This window comes from Massilia sp. FBCC-B171, assembly GCF_059134155.1.
Genome location: NZ_CP101443.1, coordinates 705,003 through 721,835 on the forward strand (window position 1 = coordinate 705,003; position 16,833 = coordinate 721,835).

General features: G+C 66.4%; 14 protein-coding genes. 10 read left to right on the forward strand and 4 right to left on the reverse strand.

All coding sequences use genetic code 11. From position 1 onward, the window contains the following. The first annotated feature begins 106 nt into the window (after positions 1-106). The 4 genes from NMB41_RS03325 (at position 107) to corA (ending at position 3,614) form a co-directional block, all read left to right on the forward strand. Positions 107-988 (forward strand): TonB family protein, encoded by an 882-nt coding sequence (locus tag NMB41_RS03325; RefSeq protein WP_494381066.1) that lies wholly within the window; start codon positions 107-109, stop codon positions 986-988. Further along, a complete protein-coding gene (gene aroE / locus NMB41_RS03330) occupies positions 985-1,794 on the forward strand; it encodes a shikimate dehydrogenase (protein WP_494381067.1) in 810 nt (269 codons plus the stop codon). The genes NMB41_RS03325 and aroE overlap by 4 nt, the downstream gene beginning before the upstream one ends. Before the next feature lie 12 nt (positions 1,795-1,806). Then, positions 1,807-2,532 carry a monofunctional biosynthetic peptidoglycan transglycosylase gene (gene mtgA / locus NMB41_RS03335; RefSeq protein ID WP_494381068.1) on the forward strand — a complete coding sequence of 242 codons (726 nt, stop codon included), beginning with the start codon at positions 1,807-1,809 and terminating at the stop codon, positions 2,530-2,532. A 107-nt stretch (positions 2,533-2,639) separates the two neighbouring features. Continuing rightward, the gene (gene corA, locus NMB41_RS03340) at positions 2,640-3,614 is read left to right on the forward strand and encodes a magnesium/cobalt transporter CorA (protein WP_494381069.1); all 975 of its coding nucleotides are present in this window, start codon (positions 2,640-2,642) and stop codon (positions 3,612-3,614) included. A 115-nt stretch (positions 3,615-3,729) separates the two neighbouring features. Here the strand turns inward: corA and NMB41_RS03345 are convergent, their stop codons facing one another. The 4 genes from NMB41_RS03345 to thiD form a co-directional block, all read right to left on the reverse strand. Further along, positions 3,730-4,239, reverse strand: coding sequence for a hypothetical protein (locus tag NMB41_RS03345; protein ID WP_494381070.1), 510 nt, complete (start codon positions 4,237-4,239; stop codon positions 3,730-3,732). Then, entirely contained in the window at positions 4,181-4,981 is an 801-nt protein-coding gene (locus NMB41_RS03350; RefSeq protein WP_494381071.1) for a glycoside hydrolase family 19 protein, read from the reverse strand. The genes NMB41_RS03345 and NMB41_RS03350 overlap by 59 nt, the downstream gene beginning before the upstream one ends. Before the next feature lie 84 nt (positions 4,982-5,065). Continuing rightward, positions 5,066-6,376: a glutamate-1-semialdehyde 2,1-aminomutase gene (gene hemL, locus NMB41_RS03355; RefSeq protein ID WP_494381072.1), complete on the reverse strand. Its 1,311-nt coding sequence runs from the start codon at positions 6,374-6,376 to the stop codon at positions 5,066-5,068. Next, on the reverse strand, positions 6,373-7,173 hold the full coding sequence (gene thiD, locus NMB41_RS03360; protein ID WP_494381073.1) for a bifunctional hydroxymethylpyrimidine kinase/phosphomethylpyrimidine kinase: 801 nt from the start codon (positions 7,171-7,173) through the stop codon (positions 6,373-6,375). Before thiD ends, hemL begins: the two co-directional genes overlap by 4 nt. A gap of 133 nt (positions 7,174-7,306) precedes the next feature. Between thiD and NMB41_RS03365 the strand changes: the two genes are divergently transcribed. The 6 genes from NMB41_RS03365 to NMB41_RS03390 all read left to right on the forward strand — a co-directional run bounded on the left by NMB41_RS03365 (position 7,307) and on the right by NMB41_RS03390 (position 16,728). Further along, a complete protein-coding gene (locus tag NMB41_RS03365; protein ID WP_192052709.1) occupies positions 7,307-7,459 on the forward strand; it encodes a rubredoxin in 153 nt (50 codons plus the stop codon). A gap of 225 nt (positions 7,460-7,684) precedes the next feature. After that, positions 7,685-8,089 (forward strand): response regulator, encoded by a 405-nt coding sequence (locus NMB41_RS03370; RefSeq protein ID WP_494381074.1) that lies wholly within the window; start codon positions 7,685-7,687, stop codon positions 8,087-8,089. Between the two features lie 23 nt (positions 8,090-8,112). Then, entirely contained in the window at positions 8,113-8,490 is a 378-nt protein-coding gene (locus NMB41_RS03375; RefSeq protein ID WP_494381075.1) for a response regulator, read from the forward strand. Then, on the forward strand, positions 8,490-9,023 hold the full coding sequence (locus NMB41_RS03380) for a chemotaxis protein CheW (RefSeq protein ID WP_494381076.1): 534 nt from the start codon (positions 8,490-8,492) through the stop codon (positions 9,021-9,023). The genes NMB41_RS03375 and NMB41_RS03380 overlap by 1 nt, the downstream gene beginning before the upstream one ends. A 23-nt stretch (positions 9,024-9,046) precedes the next feature. Next, positions 9,047-11,350 carry a methyl-accepting chemotaxis protein gene (locus NMB41_RS03385; RefSeq protein WP_494381077.1) on the forward strand — a complete coding sequence of 768 codons (2,304 nt, stop codon included), beginning with the start codon at positions 9,047-9,049 and terminating at the stop codon, positions 11,348-11,350. Between the two features lie 26 nt (positions 11,351-11,376). Beyond that, on the forward strand, positions 11,377-16,728 hold the full coding sequence (locus NMB41_RS03390; protein WP_494381078.1) for a hybrid sensor histidine kinase/response regulator: 5,352 nt from the start codon (positions 11,377-11,379) through the stop codon (positions 16,726-16,728). Positions 16,729-16,833 lie beyond the last annotated feature (105 nt).

Below are 16,833 nucleotides of genomic sequence, written 5' to 3' on the forward strand. Positions count from 1 at the left end.
AGCGATGTTGCCGCTCTGCCACCCGGCCCGCATCGACATCCCACGCGGCCGCTCCGCACGGTAGAATGCGTGGATTCCCAGATTCAACAGCCGTCCGGCCGCCCGCGTGAAGTATTCCCAAGAAAACCGCCCCCTCATGATTGCCCTGGCCGCTTCGGTGGCGGCGCATGCGGTCCTGCTCGCCATCCGTTTCGTGGCGCCCGATGCCTTGCGCTTCGAGCCGGCCGATCCGGGGCTGGAAGTCATCCTCGTCAATGCCAAGCACGCCAAGGCACCCACGAAAGCCGAAGCGCTGGCCCAGGCCAACCTGGAAGGTGGGGGCACGGCCGACGCCGGGCGCTCGAAGTCGCCCTTGCCCGACCTGCGCAAGACCGAGAACGGCGACAGTATCAAGGCGCTGCAAAAGCGCATCGTCGAACTCGAGCAGCTGCAGCAGAACGTGCTCACGCAAGCGAAACAGGCGGCATTCAGGGCCGCGCCGGTCACCGACAAGGACAAGCCCGACCCGACCCGCACCGGGCAGGACGAGGTCGACACCACGCGCCAGATCGCGCGCATGACGGCCGAGATCACGCAGACCATCGAGGACCAGAACAAGCGCCCGAAACGCACCCACATCTCCCCGAGCACGCGCCAGGTCGGCTATGCGCTGTATTACAAGGCGATGCAAAAGCAGGTGGAAGAGGTCGGGACGCTGAATTTCCCCCAGCAGAACGGCAAGAAGCTCTACGGCGAACTCGTGATTTCGATCCCGGTCTTCCAGGACGGCAGCTTGTACCAGAAGGAGGGCGGGCCGCGCATTGAGCGCTCGTCGGGCAATCCGGCGCTCGACAAGGCGGCGCTCGAGATCGTGCGCCGCGCCGCGCCCTTCGGCGCCTTCCCGCAAAACATGCGCTCGGCCGGCAAGGATGACCTCTGGATCGTGATCACCCGCTTTACCTTTACCCGCGAAGAAAAGGTCAAAGCGCAATTGCAGGAGCAGGTGTGACCGATAAATATTGCGTGATCGGCAACCCGGTCGCCCACAGCAAGTCGCCGCAGATCCATGCCGCCTTTGCCGCGCAGACCGGGCAGGACATTGCCTACGAACGCTGCCTCGCGCCGCTCGACGGTTTCGCTGAAGTGTTGCGCACGCTGATCAAACAGGGCTACCGGGGCGCCAACGTCACGGTGCCCTTCAAGATCGAGGCGACGGCCCTTGCTACCACGCTCACCGAACGCGCGCGCGCGGCCGGGGCGGTGAACACCCTGCGCTTTGCCGATGGCGAGATCCATGGCGACAACACCGACGGCGCGGGCCTGGTGGCCGACATCGTCCAGAACGCCGGCGTGGCGCTGACGGGCAAGCGCATCCTGCTGCTCGGCGCCGGCGGCGCGGCGCGCGGGATCATGCTGCCGTTTATCGAGCAGCAGCCGGCCGCGATCCTGGTGGCGAACCGCACCCGCGCCACCGCCGACAGCCTGGTTGCGGGTTTCGCCGGCCATGGCGTCGACGTGGCGGCCTGCGGCTTCGACGAGATTGCCGGCCCTTACGATATCGTGATCAATGCCACCTCCAGCAGCCTGTCGGCCGAGATGCCCCCGGTGCCGGCTTCGGCTTTTGCCAAAGGGACCCTGGCTTTGGATATCATGTACGGCAGCGCGCCGTCGCCCTTCATGGTGTTTGCCGCCGCCCAGGGGGCGCTCACGCGCGACGGGCTCGGGATGCTGGTCGAGCAGGCGGCCGAAGCCTTCCTGGTCTGGCGCGGCATGCGCCCGGCCACGAAAGATGTCCTGAATAATCTGCGAACTTAAAAAACTATAACAATGGCAAAACGAGGCAATGGGTCAGGCACGGCGAAGAGCGGCCGGCGCTGGATCAAGTGGATTTTCCTGGGGCCGATCCTGGCCGTTTTCCTGCTCCAGCTGTATTTCTTCGTGCAAGTGTGCTGGTTCGTGTATTTCAATCCGAGTTCGACCAGTTTCATGCGCCAGCAGTTGTCCGAACTGCGCGACAAGAATCCGGATGCGCAGTTGAAGCACGAATGGGTGCCCTACGACCGCATCTCGAACAACCTGAAACGCGCCGTGGTGGCCTCGGAGGACGCGAATTTCGCCGACCATCCGGGCGTCGACTTCGAAGCCTTAGAAAAAGCCTACGACCGCAACAACCGCAAGCACAAGGTGGTCGGCGGCGGCTCGACCATCACCCAGCAGCTGGCGAAGAACCTTTTCCTGTCGGGCTCGCGCAGCTATTTGCGCAAGGGGCAGGAAATGATCATCGCCTTCATGCTCGAAACGATGATGAGCAAGCGCCGCATCCTCGAGGTTTATCTTAACGTGGTCGAGTTCGGCCGCGGCGTGTTCGGCGCCGAAGCGGCGGCGCGCTATTACTTCCGCATCCCGGCCGCCAAGCTGGCGCCGGCCCAGGCCGCGCGCCTGGCGGTGATGCTGCCGAATCCCCGCTATTACGACCGCAACCGCAGCACGAATTACCTGGTGAGAAGAACCGGGCTGATCCAGCGCCGCATGGCTTCCGCCGAGTTGCCGTAATTCTCGGGAAAACCGCTAGTTGCCCGGCAAAAGTGTTGTTTCGGGGTGGCCTCGCACGGGGCTAACGGGTACACTTGCGTCAGTTTTGATTCCGGCCGAGAAAGCGCATGATCAACGTATTTGTCCTACAAAATGGCCGACTGAACCAGGTACCCATCGCTACCCGCGCCGACCTGGAGAACGCCACGCCTGTCTGGGTCGACCTCACCGATCCGGATGAGGACGAACGCGCATGGGTCAAGGCCATTTACGGCGTGACCTTGCCGGGCGAAGACGAAGTCTCGGACATCGAAGCCTCGGCCCGCTACTACGAAGCGGAGAACGGCGACCTGCACCTGCGCACCGACTTCCTGCTCGAGGAAGACGACGGCCCGTCGCGCGTAGTGACCGTAGCGTTCATCTTGTCGGGCAAGATGCTGTTCTCGGTGCACAACGACGATCTGCCCGTGTTTCGCCTGGTGCGCATGCGCGCCCGCTCGCGTCCCGGTTCGATCGCCGACTACATGGACGTGCTGCTCGACCTGTACGCGACCGACGCCGAGTACTCGGCCGACGCGCTCGAGGGCATCTACGAGAGCCTGGAAGAAGTCTCGACCCGCGTGCTGCAAAAGGAATTTACCGACCAGGACGCGGCCGCCGCGCTGAACGCGATCGCGCACGAGGAAGACTTGAATGGCCGTATCCGCCGCAACATGATGGACACGCGCCGCGCGGTCAGTTTCCTGATGCGCGGGCGACTGCTGAATTCGGAACAGTTCGACGAGGCGCGCCAGATCCTGCGCGACATCGAATCGCTGGACGGCCACACCTCTTTCCTCTTCGATAAGGTCAACTTCCTGATGGATGCGACCGTCGGCTTCATTAACATTAACCAGAACAAGATCATCAAGATCTTCTCGGTGGCCTCGGTCGCCTTCCTGCCGCCGACCCTGATTGCCAGTATCTACGGCATGAACTTCCACAAGTGGTTCCCGGAGCTGGACTGGAGCTTCGGCTATCCGTTCGCGCTGGGGCTGATGGTGGCGAGCGCGATCGCGCCGCTGTGGTATTTCAGGAAGCGTGGCTGGCTGAAGCTGGCTTAACTGGGGGGCATGGCGCGCGGCTGAAACTCCGCCAACTTGATGCCGGCTTCCGCGTGGGCACGGGGTGTCCACCCTACGTGAAAGAAAATTTCACCTGTCGTCGGTTGGTGAAATTTTATTTCACCGCCACGGCGCCCACAGGCTCGCGGAATCCTTCGCCGCCATCCTCGCAGCGCATCTTGCTGAGCACCTTCCCGCGCCGCGAGACGATCACCCCATCTTCGAATTCCGGCGTGCTGCCGTCTTCCGAGCGCGCCATCTTGCTGTAGACCGTGTAGGTATAGACACCGCGCTTGAACGCGACCGTGGTTTCGCCGCCGCCCACCAGCGGCGCGGATTTGACGGTGAAGGCGGCGCTGGCCTGGCGGCCGGGTTCGGGATAGCTCAGCTCGAGCTTGTCGGGGCCACCATAACGGTAGCTCAGCATGCCGCGGTCGCCGGCCTGGCGGCACAGGGACACCATCTTGCTGCCCACATGGCAGGCAAACACGACCGGTTCGCTTGGGGCGCACAGCGACGCGGCCTGCGCAGGGAAAGCGCAGCCGTAGGCCGCAGCGACGGCCAATTTACATGCCCAGTACTTTCTTGATGCTTGCAAGGCGCGCTCCGCGATCTTCCAGTCCATTCAGGCCGCCATTGACGGCGCGGGTTACTTGCTCGAGGTCGTCCAGGTCGGCAAGCGCGTTTACTGTACGCGCATCCCAGTAATAGAAAGCCGATTCGATGGCGTATTTGAGTTCGCTCATGAGGAGCTCGGGTTGTGCCACGAAGTCGACCGGGTCGGTCGGCGTGCGCGCATTGTGCGCGTCCGTGAAGGCCGCGTAGTTGGTCTTGCCGGTCAGCTGGATCAGGCCGCGCCCGCGGTAGCGGTAGCCGTCGCCCGAGGCTTCGTCGCCGTTGCCGAGGCGGTTCGCATACACGTAGGAGAGCAGGCGTTCAGGGTTGCCGGCATAGCTGTCCGCCTCGCTCCAGAGCTTGGGGCGCAGGCGTGCCGGCTGGCCGTCGGGACCGAGGCGGCACTCGTCGGCCGTGCGGTCGTATTGCAGGCGCCCGCCGCGGCAACCGAAGATTTCGCGCATGCGCGGGGCCGAATAATTGCCGTTCTCTTCCGCCGCGCGAAACGCGCTTTCATGGCCGATCTGCGCCAGGAAGTGCGCCAGGCGCAGCGGCGTGTGGACGGCGTAGCGGCGCGCGTAATCGTTCAGCGCATCGACGATGGCGGCGTAATACGATTCAGAGTTGGTGGCGTCGGCCGCCTGCAGCAGCGCAAGCGTGACCGCCGCCTGCCCCGCCTGGGGCAGCGGCTGCTGCGAGCGCGGCACCCGCGAACGGGGCGCGCCGGGAGGAGAGCGTCGGAGTCGTGCCATGATCAAACCCAACCGGAGTTGGATCCATGATGGCACAAGGGGCAGCGCGCGCCGCGCGGGGAAATCGCGCGGCTTTGCTCTTCCTTAAGCGATGCGGGCGAAAACTTTCCGTGCAGCTGAAATCGTTTCCGCAATGACCGCATCGTCATGCGCGGCGGACACGAAGCCCGCTTCGAACATGGCCGGCGCGAAATACACGCCTTCGTCCAGCATGCCGTGGAAGAAGGCATTGAAGCGGTTTTTATCGCCCGCCATCATCTGGCCATAGGTCGACGGCACCTTCTCGCTGAAATAGAAGCCGAACATGCCGCCCACCGCGTCGCCGCAGAAGGCGATGCCGGCTTCTTTCGCCGCCTCGGTGAGGCCTTTGATCAGCTTTTCGCCCTGGGCAGTCAGGTGCTCGTAAAAGCCCGGCTCCTGCACGATTTTCAGGGTCGTCATGCCGGCGGCGACGGCCACCGGATTGCCCGACAGGGTGCCGGCCTGGTAGACCGGGCCCAGCGGCGCCATCTTCTGCATCAGCTCACGCTTGCCGCCGAACGCCGCCACCGGCAGGCCGCCGCCGATGACTTTACCCAGCGCAGTCAGGTCCGGCGCGATGCCGTACATTTCCTGGGCGCCGCCCAGGCCCACGCGGAAGCCGCACATGACTTCGTCGAAAATCAGCACGGCGCCGTGCTCGGTGCACAGGTCGCGCATGCGCTGAAGGAATTCGGGCGTGGCGCGGATCAGGTTCATGTTGCCGGCGACCGGCTCGACGATCACGCAGGCGATGGTCTCGCCCATCGATTCGAAGGCGTCTTCCAGCTGGGCGACGTTGTTATAGTCGAGCACCAGGGTGTGCTTGACGAAGTCTTCCGGCACGCCGGCCGAGGTCGGGTTGCCGAAGGTGAGCAGGCCCGAGCCGGCTTTTACCAGCAGCGAATCGGCATGGCCGTGGTAGCAGCCTTCGAATTTCACGATCTTGTCGCGGCCGGTGGCGCCGCGCGCCAGGCGCAGCGCGCTCATGGTCGCTTCCGTGCCGGAGGAGACCAGGCGCACCTGCTCGATCGAGGGCACGAGCTTGCAGATTTCTTCGGCGATCTCGATCTCGCCTTCGGTCGGCGCGCCGAAGGACAGGCCATTGGCTGCCGCATCCTGCACCGCCTTGATCACTTTCGGGTGGGCGTGGCCGACGATGGCCGGGCCCCAGGAACCGATGTAGTCGATGTAGCGCTTGCCGTCGGCATCCCAGAAATACGGCCCTTCGGCGCGCGTGATGAAGCGCGGCGTGCCGCCCACCGAGCGGAAGGCGCGCACCGGCGAATTCACGCCGCCGGGGGTGGTTTCCTGGGCGCGGGCGAAGAGGGTATCGTTGCGGCTGTTGTTGCCAGATGCGGATTGCTCAGTCGTCATTTCGATGATGCTTTCTTGATGCCGTCCTGCGGCAGGAGGCGGTAAAAACGGTTGGGAACGAGCTTGCCCATGCCGAAGCGCTGGGCGTGCAGCAGGGCGCCGTAAGTGTATTCCTGGGCCAGGCGCAGGGCCTCGACGGCGTCCATGCCGCGCGCCATCAGGGCCACCAGCGCGCCCGAGAGCGTGCAGCCGGCGCCGAGGAAATGGCCGGGCAGGTGCTGCCAGTCGAGCGTGGTGACGCCTTCGTCGCGGTCGAACAGGGTATTGGTACGTTTGTGGCCGCTGCCGGCGGTGCCCGTGACGAGCACGTACTGGCAGCCGCGCGCGGTCAGTTCCGCCACATCGGTTTCCAGAGAACCTTCGACGCCGGCTTCGCGCCAGAGTTCGGCCATGCGTCCCAGTTCCGATTGCGACAATTGCAGCACGGTCGCTTGCGGCGCCAGAATCTGGCGGATCGAGGCCACGATGTCTTCGTCCGACATGCCGGAATCGGGCAGGGCGGAGAGGAAGGGGTCGACGATCAGCGGCACCTCGGCATAGTCCGAGACGATTTCGGCAAGCGCGGCGGCCTGCTCGATGCTGGCGATCGCGCCGATTTTGACGGCGGCGATCGGCATGTCTTCGAGCACCTGGCGCGCCTGATCGGCCATGACGCCGGTATCGACTTCATGCCATTCCTCGACGCGCGCGCTGTCCGACACCAGCAGCGCGGTGGTGATCGAGAGGGCGTGGCAGCCATGCGCGGCGAAGGTGGCGATATCTGCCTGTACGCCGAGTGCCCCGACAGGGTCGGACACCCCAAATGTGAGAATCAGTGGAGACGGTTGGTTTTGCACGACGGGTAGATTAAGATACCTGATTCTGCATTTTACTAGATCGAAGGAAGACAACGTGAGTAACGATACCACCGTGGCCGCTTACCAGACCTGGATGTGCCTGATCTGCGGGTGGGTCTACGACGAAGAGGCGGGCGCACCGGAAGACAATATCGCGCCCGGTACCCGCTGGGCCGATGTGCCGATGAACTGGACCTGTCCGGAATGTGGTGCCCGCAAAGACGATTTCGAGATGACCGCTATTTAATAGACTGGATAGGTGGTGGACCCGGTCCACCCCTGTAAACCCCCTATTTTCGATGTCGTTCAATTAATTCTGTTATCAAATCCACCCCACCCGATAACTTAATTTCTAGCCTCGCCAACAAGCTTTTCCCCTCTCCGTTTGCCGGTAGTTGACGCCGTGCAACACTTCGCGCACAAGCCGATCTCCCTATGCTATCTTGGCGATCCGTGCTGAAGTGAAACGAAAATGACGACATCGCAGCAAGTACCCGAACCGAGCGGCCTGACCGTCATGGTGGTCGACGACAGCAACACGATCCGCCGTTCGGCCGAGATTTTCCTGACCGCGGCGGGCTACCAGGTCGTACTGGCCGAAGACGGTTTCGACGCCCTCGCCAAGATCAACGACCACCATCCGGCGCTCGTCTTTTGCGACATCCTCATGCCGCGCCTGGACGGCTACCAGACCTGCGCCCTGATCAAGAAGAGCGCGCGTTTCCACGCGACGCCGGTGGTCATGCTGTCCTCGAAAGACGGCCTGTTCGACCGTGCGCGCGGCGCGATGGTCGGCTCGAGCGCCTACCTCACCAAGCCGTTTTCCAAAGACACCCTGCTCGCGGCCGTCCGCGAGCACACGGCCCCCAAAGCCTGAATCCCTAGAATTGCGGAGCCCACGTGGCCATTCATAAAATCCTGATCGTCGACGATTCCCCGACCGAGCGTTACTACCTGACCGACATCCTGGTCAAGAACGGCTTTTCCGTATCCACCGCCGACAACGGCGAAGACGCACTCGTTAAAATGCGCGCCGACCGTCCGGAGCTGATCCTGATGGACGTCGTCATGCCCGGCGCGAACGGCTTCCAGGTGACGCGCTCGATTGCACGCGACCCGGAGCTGGCCGCCATCCCGGTCATCATCTGCAGCAGCAAGAACCAGGAAACCGACCGCATCTGGGGCATGCGCCAGGGCGCCAAGGATTATTTCGTCAAGCCGGTCGACCCGGTCCAGCTGCTGGCCAGGATCGCGGCCCTCGCCGCACTGGACGCCTAATGAACGCGATTGTCGACAGCAGCGCACTGGCGCCGCAAGCAAACCGCCGCACCCGCCTGCGCGACTACCAGGCGCAGCTGCTCGAGCGCATGCAGGCCGCGCAAAGCGGCGCGGCCCAGGCCCATCACCAGCTCGGCGTGGCGATCGGCGCCGGGCGCTACCTGCTCGAACTGACCGAAGCCGGCGAGATCGTGCCCGTGGCGGCGCTGGCCGGCGTCCCACTGACCCAGCCCTGGTACCTGGGCCTGGCCAACGTGCGCGGCAGCCTGCTCGGCGTGATCGACCTGGCGCGCTATTTCGACGGCGAGGCCAGCGCGGCCGGCCCCGATGCGCGCCTGGTGTCGCTGGCGCCGCGCCTGGGCTTCAATTGCGCGCTGCTGGTCACACGGGTCTACGGCCTGCGCCGCGCCGGCGCAATGCACACCGACGGTTCGCAATTGCGCGACGCCGAAGGCCATGTCTGGACGCCGCTGTCGCTGGCGGCACTGGTGCGGGAAGAACGCTTCCTGCACGTCGCACTCTCCAACCAATAAAAACCGCCGCACCAGGAGCCGCAATGGGAATCGCGTCAAAGATGGGCTTGAATTTCTTCCCGAAGGGGAAGAGCGACAACGACACCGTGCTGGCGTCGCCGGACACGCGCTTCGGCGCCGATGTACTGCCTGAAACGCCTGCCGCTCCCGCAGCAGCGGGCGGCTCGGCCGAGGAAGCCATGCTGCGGCTCGGGAACGTGATGCAGCGCCGCGCACCCGCCGCGGCCGACGATGTCGAGGACGAGGACAACCTCAGCCTGCCGCTGATCGGCCACCTGTCGCTGCCGCGCCAGTTGCGCATCCTGCTCGTCGCGTTCGCGGCCGGGATCCTGGTCACCATTCTCTCGATGTGGCAGAACGCCGAGGGCAACGCCAAAGTCGCGGCCCAGATCCAGGTCGCCGGCGACATCCTGATGCACACCCAGCGCGCCGGCAAGGCGGCGCCGAACGCGCTTGCCGGCCGCCCGGATTCGTTCGCCCAGCTCGACGAAAGCCGCGCCGAAGTCGACCGCAGCATGCGCCTGCTCGGCAAGGGCGGGGAGATCGGCGGCGTCGGCATTCCGGCCGCCAGCGGCCGCCAGGCCGCCCAGCTGCAGCGCGTGCGCGCGACCTGGAGCGCGTCCGAGCAGGGCGCGGCCAACATCATCAAGATGAAGCCGGCCCTCATTGCCTTCGACAAGAGCGTGCGCCAGCTCGATGGCCTGGCATCGGAAATGCTGACCCTGACCGAAGACCTGATGGCGCAGAACGTCGAACGCGGCGCCAGCGCGCGCGAGCTGGCCGCGATCGGACGGATGATGATGCTGACCCAGCGCCTGGCGCGCGGCGCCAACCAGTTCTTTGCCATCGGCGTGCCGAACGACGATGCCGCCGTGCGCATCGGCGCCGACAGCGCAGCCTTCGAGCATGCGCTGGGCGAGCTCTTGTCGGGCGCCGCGGCCCAGCGCAATCCCGACCTGCGCGACAAGCTGGTGCAGGTGCAGACCCGTTTTAATGCCTTCCGCAAGGACTTCGCGCCCTTCCTCTACAATCCGGTCGCCTATTCGCAGGCCCGCGCCGCGGCGCGCACCATCCACCGCGACAACGAAGAGATCAAGAAGGAAGTCGCGGTCCTGCAGGGCGGCTACCGCGACCAGCAATCCTCGCAGAACGGCTGGTTCTGGATCCTGGTGGTGGCGTCGATCTTCACCCTGGCCACGGCCGGCTCGATCAGCCGCGTGATGCTGCAGGACTCGCACAACCGCACCCGCGGCGCCGACGCGCGCCGCCGCGAAGCCGAGGCGCTGCGCCAGCTGGCGCAAACCCAGGAAGAAGAAGCCAAGGCCACCAACAACCAGAACCAGGCCGCGATTTTGCGCCTGATGAACGAACTGCAGGAAGTGGCCGACGGCGACCTGACCGTGCACGCCACCGTCTCGGAAGACATCACCGGCGCGATCGCCGACTCGGTCAACTACACGGTCGAAGAGCTGCGCACCCTGGTGCAGCGCGTGACCACGACCGCCGAGCAGGTGACGCTGGCCTCGAACGAAGCGCAGGCCATTTCGACGGGCCTGCTGGGCGCGACCGGGCAGCAGTCGCGCGAGATCGAGGAAGCATCCTCGACGGTGCTGCGCATGGCTGGCGAAATCACGGACGTGTCGACCTCGGCCAACGAATCGGCCGAGGTGGCACGCCAGTCGGTGCTTGCGGCCGAGCAGGGCGCAACTGCCGTGCAGAACGCCATCTCCGGCATGCACGAGATCCGCGAGCAGATCCAGGAAACCTCCAAGCGCATCAAGCGCCTGGGCGAATCGTCGCAGGAGATCGGCGAGATCACCGAACTCATTTCCGACATTACCGAGCAGACCAACGTGCTGGCGCTGAACGCGGCGATCCAGGCCGCGTCGGCCGGCGAAGCAGGGCGCGGCTTCTCGGTCGTGGCCGAAGAGGTGCAGCGCCTGGCCGAACGTTCGGGCGAGGCGGCCAAGCAGATCGGCGCGCTGGTGCGCACGATTCAGACCGATACCCACGACGCCGCCGCGGCCATGGAAAAGTCGACCCAGGGCGTGGTCGAAGGTGCGCGCCTGTCGGATGCGGCCGGTGCGGCGCTGGCCGATATTTCGCGCGTCTCGAACCGCCTTGCGGAACTGATCCAGGGGATCTCGTTCGCAACCGGCCTGCAGGCGACGTCCGCCAACGGCGTGGCCTACAACATGCAGCACATCCTGTCGGTCACCGAGCATACCCAGGCCGGCACCGAACAGACCGCGCAGTCGATCCGCCAGCTGGCCCTGCTGGCGCAGGAACTGAAAAACTCGGTGTCGCGCTTCCGCGTCGCCCCTTGAGCCGCATTTAGAGCCGACCTTTGAACATGACCTCATCCCAGCACGCGCCCGCATTTGACACCGGTCCCCTGTCGTGGGTGATCGGCGAGATCCGCGGTGCGCTCGAACGCGCCAGCGCCGCCCTGAACGACGCCGCCACGCGCGCCAGCGAAGCCCAGCCGACCCTGCTGCTGCATGCGAAGACGCACCTGCACCAGGCACACGGCGCGCTGCAGATGGTCGATGTCGAGGGCGTGGGCTTGCTGACCGCTGCCGCCGAGCGCGCGCTGGACCGGTTCAAGGAGCGCTCGCTCGACTGCAGCGCCGACAGCGTCAAAGCCGTGCGCGAGGCTTTCGGCGCGATCGGCGAATACCTCGACGAACTGGTGGCGGGCAGCGCGCCGCAGCCGGTGCGCCTGTTCCCGTATTACCGCGCGCTGCAGGAGCTGCTTGGCGCCGAGCGCATCCACCCGTCCGACCTCCTGAACATCGACACCGCGCGCAGCGCCGAACTGCCGCGCGCGGACGACGAGGCCGCGCCCGACTACGCGGCCTGCCGCGCCATGTTCGAAAAATCCCTCCTGCCTTACCTGAAAAGTACCGACGCCGAAGCGCAGCGCCTGCACGCGGGCGCACTGGCGGCGGCCATCGCGCCGCTGGCCCACAGCGGGACTGACGCCCAGGCACGCACGGCCTGGCGCGCGCTGCATGCCTTCGCCACCCTGGTGGCCGATGGCGTGCTGGCCGCCGACCTGTATGTGAAACAGCTGTTCGGCCAGATCAACCTGCAATTGCGGCGCCTGTCGCAGGGACAGGCGGGCCTGCCCGACACGATGCTGCGCGACGCGCTGTTTTTCATCGCGGCTGCTCGTGAGGGCGAGGGCGAGGGCGAGGCTGCGCTGCTGCGCCGCGCCTTCGGGCTCGAGGGCGCGGTGCCGGCCAACTACACCGAGCGCCGCTATGGCAAGGTCGATCCGGCCGCGCTGAAGACGGCGAAGGAAGCGCTGGCGCGCTCGAAGTCCGACTGGGACCAGCTGGCCGTGCACGCCGACGATCACCGCGAGGCCGATTTCAACGCGGCGCTGGCGACGCTGGCCGGCGCCAGCGAAAAACTCGGCGCGCCGGCGCTGGCCCAGCTGCTGCGCGAGCTTGGCCAGGCAGCGAATGATTCCATCGGCTCGAGCCGCAACGACCAGTTCAGCCTTGAAATGGCCACCGCCATGCTCTTCGTCGAGCACGGCCTGGACCAGGTACGCCAGCTGCCCGACGATTTCGGCCAGCACGCCGAAGTGGTGGGCCAGCGCCTGCTGGCCCTGGCCGCCGGCGAAACGCCGCCCGTGGCGCCCGACTGGCAGAATGAATTGGCGCACCAGATCCAGCAGGGCCAGACGGTGGCCGTGCTGGCGGGCGAAATCAAGTCCGGCCTGCGCCAGGTCGAAAAACTGCTCGACGAGTATTACGACGCCCCCCAGCACAAGCGCGGCGCCTTGAGCGCGGCCAGCCCGGTGCTGCATCAGATCCAGGGCGCGCTCGCTATCCTCGACCTCGAAGCGGCTGCGCGCACCGCGCACCATGTGCGCGAAGCGGTGGCCCGGATGACCGAGGGCGACGGCGACGTCCAGGCGCAATCCGGCGCGCTGCACAACATCGCGCGCAACATCGGCGCGCTCGGCTTCTTCACCGACATGCTGGCGCAAAACAGCGAGAGCGCAAAAAGCCGTTTCGTCTTCGACGAGGAAGCGCAACTGCTGCGTGAACTGAGCTTCGAGCAGGCCAGCCTCGCGCAGGAACCAGCCGTGGCGCCTGCCGCCCCGGCCGCCTCGCAGGCGCCGGCCAGCGTGCCGGAAGGCGCGGGCATCGACGCCGAACTGCTCGAGATCTTCGTTGCCGAAGCGCGCGAAGTGCTCGACACGGTGGCCGCCACGCTGCCGCAGCTGCGCAGCACCCCGCAAGACCAGGAAGCACTGACCATCGTGCGGCGCGCCTTCCATACGCTCAAGGGCAGCGCGCGCATGGTCAGCCTCGATGAATTCGCGGCCGGCGCCGCGGCAGTCGAGCGCGCCATGAACGTCTGGCTGGCCGACGCGCGCGCCGCCACGCCCGATTTGCTCGACCTGGTCGAGTACGCACATGCGGGGCTCACGCCCTGGGTGGCGGAGCTGGAAGCGGGTGGCGCATCGGCACGCGACAGTGCGGAGCTGATCGCGGCGGGCGAACGCGTGCAGGCGGGCGGCGCGTTTGCTGCTGAAGCACCGCAAGTGATCGTTCCCGATGCGACGCCGGCCGAGCCTGAGGCGGCTGCGCTCGAAGAACCGGAAGTGCCGAGCAATGTCATCGCCCTGCCGACGGCCACGCGCCCGGCGCCGGCGGCCGACGAGAACATGCACCGCGTCGGCACGCTCGAGATCCCGCTGGGCCTGTACAACATCTATGTCGCCGAAACCGATGAGCTGGTGCGCCTGCTCGAACGCGATTTCGGCGAGTGGCGCCACGAAGCGGGCCGCCCGGTCAGCACGGACGCGCTCAAGGCCGTGCACACGCTCACCGGCATCTCCGGCACGGTCGGTTTCCTCGCCTTGCGCGACCTGGCCCAGGCCCTGGAGACGGCGCTCGAGATGCTGGCCGCGCCGGCGCCGGCCCTTTCGTCCGCCCAGCACGACGTGTTTGACGCCGTGCTGGTGCGCGTGCGCCAGATGCTGCAGGCCTTTGGACGCGACGAACTGGCCCCGGCCCAGCCGGACATGCTGGCCCAGCTCGATGCCTTGCGCGACGCGCTGGCGCAGCAGCAGGCCGCCGCCGCGTATGGCGACGCCGGTCCTGGCCTGACGCAACAGCTCGACACCTTGTTCGAACAGACTTACGAGAGCCTGGTGGCCGAGCCGCCGGTGATCGAGCAAGCCGCGCCGCCGCTGGAGGGCAAGCCCGCCGCCGGCGACGCCGTCGACGACGACCTGTTTGGCGTCGATTTCGACGCCCTGTTCGATGCGCCGGAAACGCCTGCCCCGGCCACCGCCGAAGAAGCGCCGGCCGATGTCGTGGCCGAGGACGACGTCGCCTACGCCGCGCCGGAAGAACTGCGCGCACCGGAACCCGAACCAGCGCCGCAGGCGCAAGCCCGGCCGGAAGCGATCGAACGTTCCCTGGCCCTGCCTGCCGAGAGCAGCACGCTTGCGGCCGAGCCGGTGCTGCACGACGAGCTCGATCCCGACCTGCTGCCGGTGTTCCTGGAAGAGGCGGCCGACCTGCTGCCGCAGATCGGCAATGGCCTGCGCCAGTGGCAGCACAATCCGCACGACCCGGCGCCGGCGCAGGGTTTATTGCGTACGCTGCACACGGTCAAGGGCAGCGCGCGCATGGCCGGCGCGATGCGCATCGGCCAGCACACGCACGAGCTGGAAACGCAGGTCGAGAACATGGTCCACGCGGGCACCACGCTGCCTGCCGCGTTCGATGAGCTGATGGCCAACTACGACACGGCGCTGGCCTTGTTCGAGCAATTGGTGCAGCCGGCGCAGGCGCTCGAGGCGGAGTCGCCGGCGATCGCGCCGTCCACTGATATTGCTCCCGTGCTCGATGCCCTGGCTCCGCTGGAAGCCCGTACGCCGCTGGTGCGTGTGCGCGCCGACATCCTCGACCGCCTGGTGACCCAGGCCGGCGAGGTCTCGATCACGCGCTCGAAACTGGAAAACCAGATGGGCGTGCTGAAAGGCGCGCTGTCGGACTTCTCGGACAACCTGGGCCGCCTGCGGCGCCAGTTGCGCGAAGTCGAGATGCAGGCCGAATCGCAGATCGCCTCGCGCATGTCGATCGCCGGCGAACGCGAATTCGATCCGCTCGAATTCGACCGTTTCACGCGCCTGCAGGAACTGACGCGCATGATGGCCGAAAGCGTCAACGACGTCGCCTCCTTCCACGAGTCGCTCTCGCGCACGGTCGACGGGGCGGGTGAAGAACTTGCCGCCCAGTCGCGCATGACGCGCGACCTGCAGCGCGACCTGATGCGGGTGCGGATGGTGCCGTTCGCGAGCCTGTCCGAACGCCTGTTCCGGGTCGCACGGCAGACGGCGAAAGAGACTGATAAACGGGTCAACCTGGATATCCGCGGCGGCGCCGTGGAAATCGACCGCAGCGTGCTGGAACAGATGGCCGCGCCGTTCGAACACCTGCTGCGCAACGCCATCGTGCACGGCATCGAGGCGCGCGCCGACCGTGTTGCAGCCAACAAGCCGGAAACGGGCGAACTGCTGGTGCAGGTCAGCCAGCAGGGCAATGAAGTCGTGCTGCAGTTCAGCGACGACGGCGCCGGACTCGACCTGGAACGCATCCGCGCCAAGGCCGCTACTCTGGGCCTGGTGGCGCCGGACGCCGCGCTGAGCGACGAGGAGGCAGCCGAACTGATTTTCGCGCCGGGCTTCTCGACCGCCGATACGCTGACCGAACTGGCCGGGCGCGGCGTCGGCATGGACGTGGTGCGCTCCGAGGCGCAGGCGCTGGGCGGACGGGTGACGATCGACACCCAGCGTGGCAGCGGCGCGCGCTTCACGATCCGCCTGCCGCTGACGCTGGCCGTGACGCAAGTGGTGCTGGTGTCCAGCGCCGGCAAGACCTATGCGCTGCCTTCGACCCTGGTCGAGCAGGTGGTGCAGGTGCGCGAAGCGGACCTGGCCACGGCTTTTGACGCCGGCACGATCGAGGCAGGCGGCCAGGTGCTGGCCTTCCACTATCTGCCGGCGCTGCTGGGAGAAGGAGAGCGGTTCGAACCCGGCCTGCGTTCGCGTCCGGTGCTGGTGCTCGACAGCGCCGGCGAGCGCATCGCGCTGCAGGTGGACGAGGTGCTCGGCAACCGCGAGGTGGTGATCAAGAACCTGGGACCGCAGCTGGCGCGCGTGCCGGGCATTGCCGGCGCCACCGTGCTCGGCACCGGCGACATCGTCCTGATCCTCAATCCCCTGGCCCTGGGCCGCAATGCCGGCACGGCCACGCCGGTGCCCGCTGCCAGCCAGCCGGCGCCCGTGCATCGGCCGATGGTGATGGTGGTCGACGATTCGCTCACGGTGCGCCGCGTGACCCAGCGCCTGCTCGAACGCGAGGGGTATCGCGTTGCGCTGGCCAAGGATGGCGTCGACGCCCTGGCGCAGCTGCCCGAGGTGCGGCCCGACCTGATGCTGGTCGATATCGAAATGCCGCGCATGGACGGTTTCGACCTGGTGCGCCACGTGCGCGGCGACGCGGCGACCGCCACGCTGCCGGTCATCATGATCACCTCGCGCACGGCGGATAAACACCGCAACGTCGCGCTGGGGCTGGGCGTGAATGCGTATTTCGGCAAGCCGTTCCAGGAGCCGGTGTTGCTGGGGGCGATTGCGGGCTTGTTGAATCAGGAGATGCCGGAAGCGTAAATAGTCGAAACGGGTGACGGATACCCGTAGGGTGGGCGGGTTCCCCGCCCACGCGTTCAACCGATGCGAGATCCGCCCGTACGGCGACGCATACGTCAACGATCG